This window comes from Paraburkholderia acidicola (assembly GCF_002362315.1).
In the GTDB taxonomy this organism is placed as follows: domain Bacteria; phylum Pseudomonadota; class Gammaproteobacteria; order Burkholderiales; family Burkholderiaceae; genus Paraburkholderia; species Paraburkholderia acidicola.
This window is the reverse complement of the sequence record NZ_MTZV01000002.1, coordinates 1-16480: the sequence shown is the minus strand read 5'-3', so window position 1 is coordinate 16480 and position 16480 is coordinate 1. Positions and strand designations below refer to the sequence as shown.

11 protein-coding genes are annotated in these 16480 nt (G+C 63.2%); all 11 read left to right on the top strand.

Annotated features, from left to right (window positions below; translation table 11 throughout):
- Nucleotides 1-9 precede the first annotated feature (9 nt).
- Nucleotides 10-3600 carry an ImcF-related family protein gene (locus BWP39_RS02125; RefSeq protein WP_096718449.1) on the top strand — a complete coding sequence of 1197 codons (3591 nt, stop codon included), beginning with the start codon at nucleotides 10-12 and terminating at the stop codon, nucleotides 3598-3600.
- Nucleotides 3601-3715: 115 nt separating this feature from the next.
- Nucleotides 3716-5293 (top strand): type VI secretion system protein TssA, encoded by a 1578-nt coding sequence (gene tssA, locus BWP39_RS02120; protein WP_096716747.1) that lies wholly within the window; start codon nucleotides 3716-3718, stop codon nucleotides 5291-5293.
- Nucleotides 5294-5348: 55 nt separating this feature from the next.
- Nucleotides 5349-7172: a type VI secretion system baseplate subunit TssF gene (gene tssF, locus BWP39_RS02115; RefSeq protein ID WP_096716746.1), complete on the top strand. Its 1824-nt coding sequence runs from the start codon at nucleotides 5349-5351 to the stop codon at nucleotides 7170-7172.
- Between the two features lie 89 nt (nucleotides 7173-7261).
- Complete coding sequence (gene tssG / locus BWP39_RS02110) at nucleotides 7262-8242, top strand: type VI secretion system baseplate subunit TssG (RefSeq protein WP_096718447.1); 981 nt, start codon at nucleotides 7262-7264, stop codon at nucleotides 8240-8242.
- A 90-nt stretch (nucleotides 8243-8332) separates the two neighbouring features.
- Complete coding sequence (gene tssJ, locus BWP39_RS02105; protein ID WP_207556553.1) at nucleotides 8333-8917, top strand: type VI secretion system lipoprotein TssJ; 585 nt, start codon at nucleotides 8333-8335, stop codon at nucleotides 8915-8917.
- Between the two features lie 406 nt (nucleotides 8918-9323).
- Entirely contained in the window at nucleotides 9324-9572 is a 249-nt protein-coding gene (locus BWP39_RS02100) for an MbtH family protein (protein WP_096718445.1), read from the top strand.
- A gap of 3 nt (nucleotides 9573-9575) precedes the next feature.
- Nucleotides 9576-10397, top strand: coding sequence for a thioesterase II family protein (locus BWP39_RS02095; RefSeq protein ID WP_096716744.1), 822 nt, complete (start codon nucleotides 9576-9578; stop codon nucleotides 10395-10397).
- The gene (locus tag BWP39_RS02090) at nucleotides 10385-11359 is read left to right on the top strand and encodes a TauD/TfdA family dioxygenase (RefSeq protein WP_096716743.1); all 975 of its coding nucleotides are present in this window, start codon (nucleotides 10385-10387) and stop codon (nucleotides 11357-11359) included. Before BWP39_RS02095 ends, BWP39_RS02090 begins: the two co-directional genes overlap by 13 nt.
- 89 nt (nucleotides 11360-11448) lie before the next feature.
- Nucleotides 11449-12879 carry a cupin domain-containing protein gene (locus BWP39_RS02085; RefSeq protein ID WP_096716742.1) on the top strand — a complete coding sequence of 477 codons (1431 nt, stop codon included), beginning with the start codon at nucleotides 11449-11451 and terminating at the stop codon, nucleotides 12877-12879.
- Nucleotides 12880-13121: 242 nt separating this feature from the next.
- Nucleotides 13122-14162: a YqcI/YcgG family protein gene (locus tag BWP39_RS02080; RefSeq protein WP_407944773.1), complete on the top strand. Its 1041-nt coding sequence runs from the start codon at nucleotides 13122-13124 to the stop codon at nucleotides 14160-14162.
- 109 nt (nucleotides 14163-14271) lie between these two features.
- Nucleotides 14272-16480, top strand: a 2209-nt coding sequence (locus tag BWP39_RS02075) for a condensation domain-containing protein (RefSeq protein ID WP_157915118.1), incomplete at its 3' end; no start/stop codon positions are given.

The following is a 16480-nucleotide window of genomic DNA, read 5'->3' as shown; positions in this document are numbered from 1 at the left end:
CGGTGGCTGATGCTCGTTGCTGCGGCGATTGCCATCGTCACCTTTGTGTTTCTGACCGTCAGGCATCAGGATCTGTACGCGTGGATCAACGAGCATCGACTACCGCTGACCGCGGTCGGCGTGGTGATTCTGGCGCTGCTCGCCTATGCATTGCCCAAACGTGCGCAGGTTCGCGCCCGCATGCAGCAGGATGCGAAGGAGCTAGGCCTTGAGCCGCCCAGGGCCGTCGATCGAGCTGCGGAGGCGACAAAGGCAAATGCAGCTTCGGCGCGTAGCCGTGCACACGGTCTGCGGTCGGAGCTGCAACAGACGCGCCGGTTTGGGTGGGCCTATGACCGTCCGTGGTTACTACTCACCGGTAACGACGCCACGATTTTCCGGTTGCTACCGGAGATGGCCGCGCAAGGCTGGACAGTCACGTCTGAAGCGGTGCTGGTATGGAGCAGGACTGGCCCCGACGGTCAGCCGGATGCGGATTGGTTGAAACAGTTGTATCGACTGCGCCGCCGTCGGCCCGTTGACGCGATGGTGCTCATCCTCGATGGGACGATGGAGCTATCCACGCCTCGGCCCGGCACCAACGTGCAAGGCGTGAACCTTGCGCGCATCGTCGACACGTTGCACTGGTCCGCCCCTGTCTATGTGGTCGATGTTTCGGATACCGATGCTGTTTCGGATTGCGCGACTCCCGTTGTGGGTTGCGAGTTCCTACACGCAGCGGATGCCGATTCGATCAAGGCCGCGCTGCTGACGTTGCGCCACCACCTCGCCAATCTCAGTGTCGCGCAACTGGGGCGCAACAGCCGCGACCGCTATACCGCGCAACTGTCGGAGCGCCTCGATACGCGCAGCACACTGCTGGCCAGGTGGATTGCGGGGTTTGCCGACCGGCCACGCCATCGACCCATCAGCGGCGCATTCTTTGCACCGTATCCCATGATGGCCGGACGCGCCCGCGATGGCGCAACTGGCGCTGACTTGCCGCTCTGGCGGCATCTTGGTCAGGCCGCACGTGTTGAACCGGGCCGCCGGACTGGCTGGCATCCGGTGAGCGTGTTCACGGTGGTGGCCTTGTCTGTGATTGGTGTGTGGAGCGCCGGGATGCTGATTTCCGGTCTGTCGAATGCGCGCGAGCTGGACCTCACGAAACAGGCGGTTCACACACTGGTCACGGCGCCCGATTCCACTGCGCGACTGCGTGCGCTTCTGGATCTGCAACAACGCATCGCGCTGTACGAAGACAGAACAGAACGCCACGCACCATTGTTGAGCCGCTTCGGACTGAACCACGATGCTGAGGTACTCGCCGCGCTCTGGCGACCCTACGTGCAGGCGAGCCGACCTGCGCTCATCACACCGGTCCAGCAAAGTCTCGAAGCAGAACTCGTGGATCTCGGCCAGATGCAGACCACGCAGGTTGACGGGCAGACTAACCAGCTTGCGCTCGAAGGACACAACGCGCTCAAGACCTACCTGATGATGGCGGACCCCGGCCGGGCGGAAGCCGCATTCATGCTGCCATCGCTCATGCGTTACTGGAGTACGAATGCGAACCTGTCTGCCGGCGAAAAACTTGACCTGTCCGGGCGTCTGCTCGGCTTTTATGCCCAGCATCTGCCAGCGCACGTCGACTGGCGCGTCCAGCCACGCCAGGAACTCATCAACGCTTCACGGCAGACACTGCTCGCAGTGATTGGTGTGCGGAACTCTGAGGACACGATCTATCAGGGCATCCTCGGTACGGTCGGCAACAAATATCCGAACCAGACGCTGCCGTCGCTGACTGCGGGTACAGATACACGAGGGCTTTTCCACACCACCGCCACCGTTCCCGGCGCCTTCACGCGCCAGGCGTATGAGGGCACCATTGCGGCGGCGATTGACGATGCTGCCGGCCGCAACGATGTGGCGGGTGACTGGGTTCTCGCGAGTAGCTCGGGTGCGCAGCCGCAATCGGCACAGCCTGCGCATTCGCCGGAGGTGCTCAGGCAGGAGCTGACCAGCCGGTACTTCGCCGACTACGCGGATCGCTGGCAGGGTTTCATGAACAGCCTGCAATGGGACCCCGCATCGACGTTGCCCGCCACAATCGAACAGTTGAAGCTGATGACCGATGCACGGCAGTCGCCGGTGATCGCACTGATGCGATCGCTCGAATATCAGGGGGGTGCCGGAGCCCTGAAAGCGTCCCTATCCGACACCCTGGTGACGAAAGCGCAGAACGTGTTCAGCGGCAAGGTCGAGGGTCCGCAGGCGCCGCAAGCAGATCCAGCCGGGCCGCTCGGCGCGTCTTTCGGTCCCGTACTGCACCTGGTCTCACAGGGCAATAGCGGTGCGGCGGGTACAGCGGGAGCGAACAGCGATCTGAGTCTGCAACGTTTCATGGAGCGGGCCATCACCCTGCGCCTGAAACTGCAGCAGATCAGCGACAGCCCGGACGCCGATGCCCAGGCGAAGCAGGTCGCGCAGTCGCTGTTCCAGGGCAAAGGCTCGGAGCTGGCCGATACGCAGGCCTACGCGCAACTGATAGCGGCCAGCGTGGGCGCGCAATGGGCGGGCATGGGCGACGCGCTTTTTGTGCGGCCTGTCATGCAGGCCACGCAGACGGTCCTGCAGCCGGCGCAGGCGAGCCTGAACGACGCGTGGCGGCAGACCATCGTGGACACGTGGAACCGTTCGTTCGCCGGACGCTATCCGTTTGCCAGCACCGGGAACGATGCGTCGCTGCCCGAGCTTGCGCGCTTCCTGCGGCCACAGGGCGGATTGATCGCGGGGTTCCTGGGTAGCCAACTGGCGGGTGTGCTCGAATTGCAGGGTGATCAGTGGGTCCCGGCGGCGACGGGGAGTGCGGCCGTCGCGCTCGACCCCGCCTTTCTCAAGGCGTTGAATACACTCCAGCGTATCGCTGGGCACCTGCTCGCGCAGGGCGAGCCGCAATACCGGTTCGATTTCAAACCGGTGCCCACGCCGGGCGTCACGGATACGCTGCTGACGCTCGATGGCCAGAAGCTGCATTACTACAACCAGCAGGAGACGTGGCGGGCGATGACGTGGCCGTCGAACGATCCACAGAGTCTCGGCACCAGGCTGCAATGGCAGACGGAGAAGGCGGGCACGAACAAGAGCTTTGAGTTCAGTGGCCGCTGGGGGCTCGTCCGGATGCTGGAGCGCGCGCGGGTCGAAGCGGTCGACGACGCGACGTACGGACTGACGTGGCAGGCTGCCCCGGATACCCGCTCCCAGGGGCTCGCGCAGGTGTCCGGCGCACGTGCAGGGAATACCGGCAGCGATAACGATGATGCCATTGCGAGAGACATCGAGAGCCTGACTGGGCACGGACCATTGACGTCGGCGTCGGCCGATCTCACTTATCCGTTGAGCTACATGATGCGCACGGATGTCGGCAAGGGGCCACTGGAACTGCTGGCGCTCAGGGGCTTCGTGCTGCCGACGCGAATCTTTGTGGGCAGGGCGCCGGGCGGTGCAACGGGGGCGGGTAAAACCGCGCAGGCGGACGGTCCTCCGCCTCTTCCGAGGGCGATGATCGATGCGGGCAGGCACGCCGAAACGCCGCTGCCGGACGGCCAGAGACCGCTATGAGACCAGAACAGAACGCACCGTCGCTGAACTCGCGGGCTAAAGAATGTCGCGTAGTGCGGACGCTGATTCGCAGCGACCGGCTAGCGGACCCGTCACCGGCCACACATTGACCGTCATGCTTACCCATCTTCTGGGCGCGCTGTTCGGCACGCGCACACCTTCCGACCTGGCACGTTCAACCCAAGGCCGTTGGGAGGATTGGCTCCGGCCCATCAGCGATGCGGCTCCTGTCGGGACGGACCCGGGATACGACGACGGTTTTCTCGCCATCAAGGATGAAGTCGCCAGGCTCTCCGACATCGACGATACGCTGATCGTCGATACCGCTGAACGCTTGCTCAAACATACCAGCAAGGATGTGCGGGTCGCCGCATTCTACGTTTATGGTCGCATGCGTCGAGACGGCGCAGAAGGGGTGGCCTCCGGCTTTGAACTGCTGTCGGCGCTGGTTGACCGTTTCGGCGAGACCCTGTTGCCTGCCCGCGCCGAAGCGCGCAAGGCGGCACTCGAGTGGCTGGCCGGTGGCACCTTCGCGGACCGGCTTGACCGGGTGCCGGGGCTGTCCGGCGAACTGCTCGAACGCACGCTCTCGGCGCTTGCGCTCATCGTCGAGCGCACCGCGTCCTGGTCTGACTCAGCACGCCCTGAACTGAATGCGCTGTTCCGCCGCTTCGAAGGGCGCGTGGAAGTATCGCAGCCGTCTGATGACGCGAACCGCGAACCATCGTCGGGTAGTGCGCCGTCTGTGGGGAGTCTGCCGCCGGTGACCGGAATTGCTTCAACGCGTGAGCTGCTCGACCATGCCCGCCAGATGGCGCAGTTTCTGCGTGAACAGTCACAGGGGTATCTGGCTGCCTACCGTCTGATGCGCTGCGTGCGCTGGGATACGCTGACCGAAGTGCCGCCCAGTGAAGTCAGTGGCAAGACACGGCTGCTCGCGCCGCGTACCGAACTACGGGCACATCTGAAGCGGCTGATGTTGCAGAGGCAGTGGCCGGAACTGCTTGAGCGGGTCGAAGCGGCCTTCGCTGAAGGTGCGAACCACTTCTGGCTGGATCTCCAGTACTACGCATTCACCGCACAGGAGCAGGCGGGCGGCGAATATGCGCAGTTCCGCGATCAGGCCGCGACCGATTGCGCTCTGATGCTCGAGCGGCTGCCTGGGCTCGACCGGCTCGCGTTCTCGGACGGCTCGCCGTTCGCTGACGACACCACGCTCGAATGGATTGCGCGGTACGCGACCGTGCGCGACGTGGAACGGGGTGAAACCGTGGCGCCGGTCAGTGTGCAGTCGGCGAATACCGACTGGGCAGAAACTGAAGCGCAGGCTGCGGACATGGTCGCGCAGCAGGGGCTGGATGCAGCCTTTGCCTGGTTGCAACGACTGCCCGCGCAGGACGGTGAGCGCGACCGCTTCGTCCGGTTGCTGGTGATGGCGCGTGTTGCCGAGCGCGCTGACCGGGCGGATACGGCGGTGCATCTGCTGTCGACGCTCGCTGATACCGCACAGCGTTTTCAGCTTGCAACGTGGGAGCCGTCGCTCGCATTCGAAGCCGGACACCATCTGCTGCGCCTTCTGAAAATCCGTGCAAACCGCAAGGATGCAGACAAGGCCGCACTCACCCGGCGCATTGAAGTGTTGATGGGCGAGCTGACAGCGATTGATCCGGCACGTGCGATTGCGATTGCGTGACTGACTGTACGACCGAACGCCCGAATGACCGCAGGCACCACCCGAGATTGAACTGATGAACAGCCCGACGAAAGACAACGAAATCCTCCGCTACTACGACGCGGAAATGCGCTATCTGCGCGAGGGCGGCAAGGAGTTCGCGCAGGCTTTTCCCGATCGCGCGCGCATGCTCAATATCGACCGCATCGGCGAGCGCGATCCTCACGTCGAGCGGCTTTTCGAGGGCTTTGCGTTCCTGATGGGGCGTCTGCGCCATAAGCTCGACGACGAGTTGCCCGAGCTGACCGAGGGACTGGTCAGCATGCTGTGGCCGCACTATCTGCGCATGATTCCGTCACTGTCGATTCTCGAGCTCTCACCTGCCGCTGGTGCGCTGCAAAAGCATGAAACGCTCGCGCCGGGACTGGAGGTCATATCCGACCCGATCCCACAGGGACTTCCTCCGGGCGTCGACGAAGAGCGTGTCGAATGTGCCTACCGGACGACCCAGCCGGTCGATCTGTATCCGCTGCATCTCACCGAGGCGAACACGTACACGCGCGAGGACGGTCGCTCGGTGATCCGGTTGCGGCTCGAACTGCAACCACAGGCGCGGCGCGAACAGCTGGTGGTACCGCGTCTGCGGCTGTATCTGCATGCTGACCGGCCGGTAGCGCTGACGCTGTATGCGGCGCTCACCGCTGAACCGCTTGCCGTGCAGGTGCGTATTCCTGGTTACCCGGAGGACCGTCCCGGCGCGCCTCACGCGATGCGAGGCCTGCATGTCGAACCCGCAGGATTCGCCGCGAACGAGCGTCTGTGGCCGAAGGCCGATAACGCGTTCGGCGGTTATCAGTTACTGCTCGAGTATTTCACGTTCCCGGAAAAATTCATGTTCGTCGACCTCGTCGGTCTCGACATGCAGGCAATTCCGCAGACTGCCGGATATTTCGACGTCGAGATTGTGCTTGCGAAGCCGTATCCGGACGACATGCGCTTTTCGGCCGACAATGTGCGTCTGTTTTGCACGCCGGTCGTCAACCTGTTCGCGCTCGAGGCGGATCCGGTTACGGCGACACAGTTCGAGACGGAATATCGCGTGCATGCGCTCGAGGAGCGCGGCAGACATGTCGAGGTGTACTCGGTTGACACCGTGCAGGGCTTCGAGTCGGGGTCGGGCCAGCGTTTTGAATATGCGCCGTTCGCGTCGTTCCGTCATCGTGGAGGCATGTTGCGCCATGAAATGCCGGAGCGGTATTTCCATACGCGCATCCGGCGCGGACCCTCTGGCAGGTTTGACACGTGGCTTGTGCTCGGTGGTCATGCCTGGGAGCACCAATCGGTACTACCGAAGGAAACGCTGTCGCTGTCTGTCACTGGCACCAACGGCGCGCTACCGCGCAAGGGATTGCGCGAGGCCGGTATCACGCGCATGGGTGGAGGTTTTACGAACATCGGTTCGGTGCGCAATCTGACTGCACCGACGCTGCCGGTGTACCCGCCCACAGGCGACCGCTTCCAGTGGCGCGTGCTTTCGCACCTGGCGCCCAATTACCTGTCGCTGCTCAATGCGGAAATCCTGCGCGGCTCGCTCGCGTTGTATGACTGGACCGAGGACGAGCTGAACCGGCGCCGGATCGATGCGATCACCGATGTCCAGCATCGACTGCTCCAGAAGCTGGTCAGGGGTGGGCTTCAGCGTGGAGTCGAGATCGAGGTGACGCTCGACAGCGGCCAGTTCGCGGGCGAGGGGGATCTCGAACTGTTCGGTGGCATGCTGAACCGCTTCCTCGGACTGTATGCGACATTGAACCTGTATACAAAGCTGGTCATCGTGTCGCAACCCACCGGGCGACGTATCGAGTGGCCTGACACGAAGGGCGAAGGGGCGCCGTTTTGAACGAGCCACACGCCAGCCTCGGGCAACAGGCGTACGCACAGTATGCGGATCGGTCACTGCTGCCTGTGCTGCTCGTCAACGCGACGCGGATGAACTTCTTCCGGTTCTGCGAGCTGGTCGAACTTGCCGCACCTGGCCGGCCGCCGATCGGCACCACTGATTCACCTGCGAACGAGCCTGTACGCTTTCGCTCACGTGCACGTATCGGCTTTCCGACCCGCGAGATCGATGCGGTCGAATACGACGTGGACAACCCGGCGATGCCGCCCGCGATGCGGACGACGTTTCTTGGACTTTATGGCGTCGATGCGCGCATGCCGGCGTATTTCGTCGACGAGGTGGCTCAAAACCGCGAGGGCGCCGAACCGATGTCGGCGTTCCTCGACCTGTTCCATCACCGCGTCGTCACCCAGTACTACCGCGTCTGGCGCAAGTACCGCTATCCGGCGGGCTTTCGTAGCGCAGGCACGGACGATATTTCGCGCTATCTGCTCAGCTTCGCCGGACTGGGTATTGGCAACCCGGAAACCGGGACGGCAGTCGGCACCCGAAAACTACTGTCGATGCTCGGCCTGACGGGCCAGAAGACACGCACGGTTGAAGGGCTCGCGGGGGTGCTGCAGCACGCAGTACCGGATGCGTGGATCGCCGTGGAAGAGTTCTATCCGGTGTGGGTCAACGTCGAAGGCCGTGAACCTGCTGCACTCGGTGAGAACTGTCTGCTCGGCCGCGGCTTTTACGATCGCAGCAACTCGGTGCACGTTGTGATTACCCCGCAGACCCGCGAATCCGTACTCGGCCTGATGCCAGGGCGGGGCAATCACCGCGAAGTCATGGCGCTGCTGCGGTTCTATCTGGGCTATGAGGCGCAGGCGCATCTGGAGATGCACGTGCGGGCGGAACTGATGCCGGCCCAGCTACTGAACTCCGATCAGGTGAGTCTCGGCTATACCACCCAGTTGCCGCAGCCGGGCGCGCAGGATCGGGCGAACGCGGTCACTCGGGTACAACTGGGTGTCTGGACGGGGAGCCGTGACCGGCAGGTATCACAACAGCGTCCGATGCACTGACGCAGGTGCCGGTGCGGTGACGCGGAGACTCAGGGACATGGAATACGAAGGGGATCAACGGACATGATGCGAAAGCTAAGAATCGGCTCGATGGCACTGGTCGCCCTCGCCATCGCCGGATGCGGAGTGGGACAGGCGGTGAAGGACGGCACAGTCGACGCGGCGAAATGGGCGTTCACCACCCAGATCAGGGCAATGAACCTGGATCTCGTCAGCCGGTCGTCGTTAAACGCAAACGGCGCGGGACAGTCGCTGTCGACGGTGGTGCGGATCTATCAGCTGAAGACGCAGCAGGCGTTCTCGCAGCTCGACTACACGCAGTTGCAGACGAATGATCTTGACGCGCTGAAAGCCGATCTGCTCGCGACGAAGGATGTCGTGTTGCGTCCGGATGCGAGTGCGAGTCTCAGCGAGCCGATGAACAGCGGCGCGGAGTATGTCGGTGTGGTGGCGTTCTTCCGTGATGCCGGACAGGATTCGATGTGGAAGCTGGTGGTGCCGAAGAAACAGTGGAAGCAGACCGACCCGGTGAAGATCGAGGTGCGCGACAACACACTGCAGCTTGTGGGTGACAAAACTGAACCGGTGAAACGGAGTGCGCCGCTGCAGAGCGTGCCGAATCCGCCGAAGTCGAAACCGGGTGTGATCACCGAGTATGGAACTCAGCCTGGGTGAACAGTTGGACGGGTGATCGGCAGCTTTAACCTCGCTTAACCTCGCACTTACCTTCGCTGAGGATTGAAAGGTAACGCCGGGAGCCAAAGACACGGCCGCGTCGGCGGCCTGTTACTTCCTCGACCACTTGATGTGGTGCCCGGGCGACTGGATGGGCCGCGCAAGGCGCCCCACGCTATGCCAAACGATCTCAAAATTGCTTGACAAAGGGAGTGCCACCCTCTAATTTGTCGGGCTAAACAGCAATGATTCTCATTTGCAGTCAATCGTGCTGACAATTGCTTCCTGCGCAACGATTGGTAGGGCGATCGGCAGGTAATCAGTCTCACAGGCCCATTTTGTCATGACGGTATCACCGACAAAATGATAAATGAATCGTATTAGCATTTACAAAGCGGAGTGCTCGATGAGCTGGGGCGACGAAAACACCCATTTCCATGTGGTGATCAACGACGAAGAACAGTATTCGATCTGGCCGGACTACAAGGCGATTCCGGCCGGCTGGCGTGAAGCCGGCAAGTCGGGCAAGAAGGAAGAGTGCCTTGCATGGATCGACGAGGTCTGGACCGACATGCGGCCGCTCAGTCTGCGCAAGGCGATGGCCGACGATGCGGCGAGAGACACGGCAACGCGTACACAGTCTTCAGCGACCTGACCGATGAGCCGTGTTGTCGAAACTCCGGCTGCTGTTGTGCCACTGGATCTGATCTGTCTGCCGCATGCAGGCGGCAATGCGCAGCTGTATCGCGGCTGGGCGGAGCGCCTGCCGTCGACGGTGCGGGTCAGGCCACTGGAATTGCCGGGGCACGGTGCGCGCCTCGCGCACCCGTTGCATACCGACTGGCCCACGCTGATCGAAACGTTGCTCGCCGACGTGCTGAAGCATGTCGATATCAACGGACGCTTCGCGGTGTTCGGCCACAGCATGGGCGCGCTGGTGGGGCTCGAGTTGATTCATGCGATCCGACGTCGTTGCGCTCGCTCACCGGTGTGGTTCGGTGCATCGGCGTGTGTCGCGCCCGAGCGCCGACCGCTCGAAGCGCATTGGCTCGATTGCACGCATGAAGCGATGGTCAGCAAGTTGCGCGGGCTAGGCGGCACACCGGACGCATTGATGAACGATCGCGAATTCATCCAGTTCATGCTGCCGGTATTGCGCGCGGATTTTCATTTGTGCGGCACGTACGCACACCACGCGGCGTCCCTTTCGACCAATGAACGCGCGCCGCTCGACTGCCCGATCGGCGTGTTCACCGGCCGCGACGACAGCGCAACAGCCCGCGCCGAAGACGTGGCCGCATGGTCCGCGCAAACACGCGGTGTTTGCACGCAGCATCGTTTCGACGGTGGCCACTTCTTTCTCGACGCGACGCCCGCACCCGTGCTGACCGTCGTTGCCACTTCTCTTGCTGCCGCGCCCGCCAGGGCTGATTGCCGCGTGCCCGCCGATCTGACTCAAGGTGAAGCATGGATACATTGATCAACAGTATCGACGACGTATTGAATGAAAGCGTGCTCGAGCAAAACGGCACGCGTGTGTTGCAGTTAAGTCCCAAAGAAGCGGGTAGCGTCGAATCGTGTCTGCCGCAACTGCGCGCCGCCATCGAACGTGCGAAGCCGATCTACGGTGGCGTGTTGCTGCGCGGCTTCGATGCGCTCGGCGCCGGTGGCCTCGACAGCTTCGTGTCGACGTTCGGTCAGCCGCTGCTGAGCTATGAGTTCGGTTCCACGCCGCGTAGCAAGGTCGAGAAGGGCGTGTATTCGTCGACCGAGTATCCGGCGGATCAGTGGATCGATCAGCACAACGAGCAGTCGTACACGCTCAAATGGCCCGCATCGATCTGGTTCTATTGCGACATCGCGGCGAACCAGGGCGGTGCGACGCCGGTGGCCGATAGCCGTGTGGTGTATCAGCGACTCGATCCGGCGCTGCGTCGGCGTTTTGCGGACAAGCAGGTGATGTACGTGCGCAACTACGGCAACGGTCTCGATCTGCCGTGGGAGCAGGTATTCGGCACCGACGAGCGCGACGAGGTCGAGCAGTACTGCCGCGCTCACCGGATCGCCTACGAATGGCTCGACGACGGCGAAGCGTTGCGCACGCGCCAGGTGTGCCAGTCGGAGTTGCGTCATCCGGTCACCGGTGAAACGGTCTGGTTCAATCAGGCGCATCTCTTTCATGTGTCGAACCTGCCGCCGGCGGTGCGCGAGGCATTGCTCGAAGTGGTCGATGAAGAGTACCTGCCGCGCAACACCTGCTTTGGCGACGGCACGCCGATCGATGCCGCGATCCTCGACGAAATCCGCGCGGTGTATCGCGACGCGATGCTGTCATTCGACTGGCAGGCAGCCGACCTGGTGGCACTCGATAACGTGTTGATGTCCCATGGCCGGGCACCGTTTTCCGGCAAGCGACGTGTGCTGGTGGCGATGACCGGCTAGTACGTCTGCCATTCGCGGCACGCAGCCAGCGGTGCGCTACGGGCTCCGCGCGATAGCCGATCCCTTGAGAGATAAAGGATTCTTTAATCATGACCCAAGCTACGCCTTCGCTGTTCGATTTCTCGCCATTCGATGGCCAGAGCGAGCATTACGTATCGCTCATCAAGCAGTTTTCTTCGGCCGGGCCGTTTCGCAGTGCGACGGTCGATGAGCTGGTACTCGATAGCGACTATCACCGCCGTCCGCTGCGCCCCGAGGATTTCGAGTTCCTCAAGTTCATGAAGCCGGTGCGCCAGCACAACGTTAGCCGGCTGCCGGCGCTCGCGTCGAACCGCACGCTGCTGTCGATCTACGAACTGGATGTCGTGCGGCTGCCGCGCAGCGCCGACGCATCCGAGTGGGAACATTTCAGCGGCTTTTACCGCGACGAGACGAAAGCACTCGGCGCGCAGATCGCACCGTTTCTCGAAGGCTACGCATTCGACTATCTCGCCCGTGATGTGGGCGCGGCTCAGGACCTCGACAGCGAGGCCGCACGGCTCGCCCATATCGTCGAAGACGAAAGCGTGTTCTGGGACGAAACGTTCGCACGGTTGATGCGCAACGATTATCTCGAGGAAGGCTTGCGTTTCATCATGGTGCAACGCTGGGCGCTCGCAGCATCGAAGCGACGCGCGATGGCACGCGCCACGGCGAGCGGTTTCTTCGACGGCGTGCCGCAAGACGTGCGTCCGGCGCTTGAAGGTGATCTTCCCGACGACGCGCTGTTGCAACGCGTAGCGAGCGCAGTCGGCGTCACGCGCGAGCAGCACGCGTACTGGCAGTTCTATCTGCCGACCAGCCTCGCCAAGTGCAACTTGCTGTACGCACTCGGACGCAGGCCGGACCGCGCCTTCGGTTTCGTCGGCGCGGCGTTCGCCGCAGAAGCTGAATGGCTCGCCTTCGGCCTCGCGCTCGAGCGCGCCTGCGCCCATCTGCAGGCCACGAAGCGTCGTCCGGGCGATGCCGCCGAACGTAAAGCGGCACTCGTCGCCCGCTTCAGGCAAACCCTGCAAGCCGTCACTGAACGCTATGGCCACGCAGCCTTCGAGCAATGCGTGCAAGGCGCTACAGCGGGCGAACGTCTCGCCGAGCGTGGTCGCTGGGATCTTGGCGAGCAGTTGCGCTGGCTGTCCGCGATCAGCCGGTATTGCGAATTCGCGCGGCGCATCAGCACGCGCATCGATGCCGAGTGCCCGGACATCGATCGCGAAACGTTTGTCGAGCCGCACGAGATGTGCTCGACGACACACGTTCACAACGATCACCGGCTCGTCACGATTCAGGAAGGCGACATGCTGTTCTGGGGCAACGTCGGCATGCAGCTCAAGATGCACCAGGGCGACATGGTGCTGATTCCCGATGGACGTTTGCATGGTTCGACCGTGGTATCGGGCGAATGCACGTATCACCAGCCGATCATTCCGGATGACTGGGTGCAGGCGCTGGTTGCCGAGCTGGATGCGCCCGTGCCGGCCTGAGCGGTTGCCGCGGTTGCCATAACGGCGGAGCGCATGACGTTCCGCTCGCCAGGCGCTTCGTACGAGAGCGCCGGTATCCCCCACAAGCAAAGGTAAGCGAGTGCCCGTGAGCGGGCAGGTATTTGCGCGCCCGTCGAACGTGTCCTGCATCGCGCGGATACCGCGACGTTCGTGGCGCAGGTGGGTGACGACCAAAAGGAATGAGCATGCAAGCAAACAACGACGCGGCACTGCCGGTATCGCTGCAATCGCCTGAAACCGCCGATGCGGCGCAAAGCGCGTACGACTTCGATCCGGGCGACTGGAAGAGCCGGATCATCGACGGGCGCGCAACGGGCGCGAGTGTGCAACCGCCGGCGTGGCTGGATGACTCATACGCGATGTTGCGCGAGCAGGTGATGCATCCGGAGTACCCGTGCTTTTTCGGCACGATGGCCGAAAAGCGCGGCGAGATGTTCTATGGGTACGTGAACGGCAAGGACATCAGCGGGCTGGCCGCCACGATGCAGACTTTTTCCGAACTGGCATCGCTGCCGCAGTATCGCAAGAACAACATCGCCGTGTTCTTCGAGCCCGATCAGCAACCGCTCGCGCACGAGGCTTATCAGCAGTTCTTCTGGCACGCGTTGCAGCATCTGCACAACGTCGATCCCGATCCGGAAGCGGATCATCAATATGAGCCGTCGCACGAGGACTGGGAGTTTTCCTTCGCTGGCGTGCAGATGTTCGTGGTCTGCGCGTGTCCGTCGTTCCAGGTGCGTCATAGCCGCAACCTCGGCCCCGGCATGGTGCTGCTGTTCCAGCCGCGCAGTGTGTTCGTCGACACGATCACGAACAAGGTGATCGGCCGCGAAGCGCGCAACCAGGTGCGCAAGCGGCTCGAAACCTGGGATGACATCGGTGCGCATCCGGATCTCGGTTTCTACGGCGATCCTGGCAACCTCGAGTGGAAGCAGTATTTCCTGACCGATGAGAACGTTCGCGCGGAAGATCGTTGTCCGTTCTTGAAGCGGCAGAAGGCGCAGGCGGAGGCAGCGGCGCAGACAGTGGCGCAGACAACGCAGGCAGAACATGCGCAGACGGGCGCCGCCCGCGAACAGTTCACGCCCGTGGCGCCCACTGTGGACACGATGAGCGGTCTGCCGCATGGCACGCATCCGTCACGCGGCCCGTTGCGCGACAGCGCATTCCAGCATCCGGTTGCGCGACCGCGTGCGACGGATCAGTGGCAGGCCGCGATTCCCCAGGATGGCTCGGGTCACGGCGAACAAAGCGAAAGTTAATGACATGACCACAGACGGCGCGCGTGCATGGCGCGCCGTCTGCGCATCGCACTGTTTCACCGCATTTCTCAATCGCGCAAGCGGTTAGCAACAGACAGGCAACAGACAAATGAGCGACACAAAAATCGCAGCGACCCCCGATCTGCTCACGGTATCGAAAACGTATGTGAAGCTGCCGGCGGACAAGCGTCAGCAGTTTCGCCGTCAGTTGCGTGAGCGCGGCATTCGTCCGCACAAGCTGCCGATCGTGCCGTTTCCCGAGCGCGGCCCTGCGTGTCCGCTGTCCCATGCGCAGGAACGCATGTGGTTTTTGTGGCGTCTCGATCCATCGAGCGCGGCCTATAACATCACGGGCGCCGTGCGCCTGCAGGGTGTGCTCGAACGCCGCGCGGTGAAGATCGCGCTCGAGCGGATCGTCGCGCGGCACGAGAGCCTGCGCAAGCACTTCACCGAACACGACGGCGTGCCGATGCAGGTCACCGGCCCGACTGACTATGGCTGGCGCGAACTCGACGCCGAGCCCGATGCGTCGCTTGCTGCGCTGCTGGAGCGCCTGACCAGCGAGCCATTCGATCTGGAGCGCGGTCCTCTGCTGCGCGTGGCGCTTGTGCGCACCGCAGCGGACGATCATGTGTTGCACGTAGCGATGCACCACATCGTGTCCGACGGACTGTCGATCGATGTGTTCGTCGACGAATTCGTTACGGCGTATCGCATCGCGTGCGGTGTGTCGACGGATTCCGTTGAGCATCATGGGAAGAATGATGCAACCGATGTCGCAGCGGATGCGCCGGACATTCAGTACGGCGATTACGCGACATGGCAGCGCGAGTGGCTCGACGACGAATCGCTGGCCGGGCAGCTGGACTACTGGCGCAAGGAGCTTGGCGGCGAGCAACCGATTCTCGAGTTGCCGCTTGCACGCACGCGCACCGGCATGCGCAGTCCGGCGGGCGGTAGCGTGTCGCGCAGTGTGGCGCCGCATGTCGTCAATGCGTTGCGTCAGCTGTCCCTCGCGGGCGACTGCACGCTATTCATGACGTTGCTGGCCGCGTACGACGTGCTGCTGTCGCGCTACAGCGGACAGGACGATATCCGCGTCGGCGTGCCGGTGTCTGGGCGCGACCGTGACGAGACGGAGCGTCTGATCGGTTTTTTCGTCAACACGCTGGTGATCCGCGCGCAGATGGATGGCGTGTCGCGCTTTGCCGATCTGCTCGCGCAGGTGCGCACGCGCACGCTCGATGCTTACGCGCGCCAGGATGTGCCGTTTGCGCGGCTCGTGCAGGAGTTGCAACCGCAACGCAGCTTCGGACACACGCCGCTATTTCAGACGATGTTCAATTACCTCGGCGCGGATCGTGGGCCGATCCGCTTGCCGGGTTTGACCGTTTCCAACATCACCGCCGATCTGCAGACCTCGCGTTTCGATCTGGTGCTGTCTGCGCGTGAGCAGGGTGATGGCCTCGAGGTGTCGTTCACGTACGCACGTGACGTACTGGATGGCTCGACGGTGTCGCGGATGCTGGATCACTACGTATCGCTGCTGGAGCAGGTGGGTGCGCGCGGGGAGGTGCATCTGGGCGAGCTGGTACTGAAGGAAGAGAGCCCGCGAGCGGCTCTCGCCGCACATGGTTTCGAGCCGGTGGGCGAACGCATCGCGACGCGGGCGCTGCAGCAGCCGCAGGCGCCCGCAGTGCACTGCGAGGGCGCACGGCTTAACTACGGCGAACTGCAGACGTGGTCGGGACGCCTCGCACAGGCACTGCGCACGCGCGGCGTGAGCGCAGAGACACGCGTGGGCCTGTGCGTGACACGCGGCCCGGGGCTGGTGGCGGCGCTGGTGGGCGTGCTGCGCTCAGGCGGCGCGTTCGTGCCGCTGGACCCGGCGTACCCGGCTGAGCGCCTGGCGACGATGCTCGACGATGCGCAGGTGAGCTGCGTGCTGGCCGACGCGACGACGCTGGCGAGTTGCGGAGAACTGTTCGCGGGTCGCGAGGTGATCGATATCGGTACGGTGGAGGCTGAAGACGAGACCTTGCCGGAGATCGTGATCCACCCGGAACAGCTGGCGTACGTGATCTACACGTCAGGCTCGACAGGCCGCCCGAAAGGGGTAGCGGTGAGCCACGTGGCGCTGTCGCGACACCTGGACGACTTCATCGGCACCTACGGGATCAGCGGGGCGGATACGCAGCTGCAGTCCTCGACAGTGAACTTCGACGTGGCGCTGCACGAGCTGCTGCCGGCGCTGGTGCAGGGCGGCCAGGTGGAAATGCGCGGCCCGCAGCTATGGGACATCGAGACGACGAGCCGGC

Coding starts and splice junctions, on each gene's coding strand:
- BWP39_RS02125 (WP_096718449.1), top strand. CDS start 10: ATGCTCGTTGCTGCGGCGATTGCCATCGTCACCTTTGTGTTTCTGACC.
- tssA (WP_096716747.1), top strand. CDS start 3,716: ATGCTTACCCATCTTCTGGGCGCGCTGTTCGGCACGCGCACACCTTCC.
- tssJ (WP_207556553.1), top strand. CDS start 8,333: ATGGCACTGGTCGCCCTCGCCATCGCCGGATGCGGAGTGGGACAGGCG.
- tssG (WP_096718447.1), top strand. CDS start 7,262: ATGAACTTCTTCCGGTTCTGCGAGCTGGTCGAACTTGCCGCACCTGGC.
- BWP39_RS02085 (WP_096716742.1), top strand. CDS start 11,449: ATGACCCAAGCTACGCCTTCGCTGTTCGATTTCTCGCCATTCGATGGC.
- BWP39_RS02090 (WP_096716743.1), top strand. CDS start 10,385: ATGGATACATTGATCAACAGTATCGACGACGTATTGAATGAAAGCGTG.
- tssF (WP_096716746.1), top strand. CDS start 5,349: ATGAACAGCCCGACGAAAGACAACGAAATCCTCCGCTACTACGACGCG.
- BWP39_RS02100 (WP_096718445.1), top strand. CDS start 9,324: ATGAGCTGGGGCGACGAAAACACCCATTTCCATGTGGTGATCAACGAC.
- BWP39_RS02095 (WP_096716744.1), top strand. CDS start 9,576: ATGAGCCGTGTTGTCGAAACTCCGGCTGCTGTTGTGCCACTGGATCTG.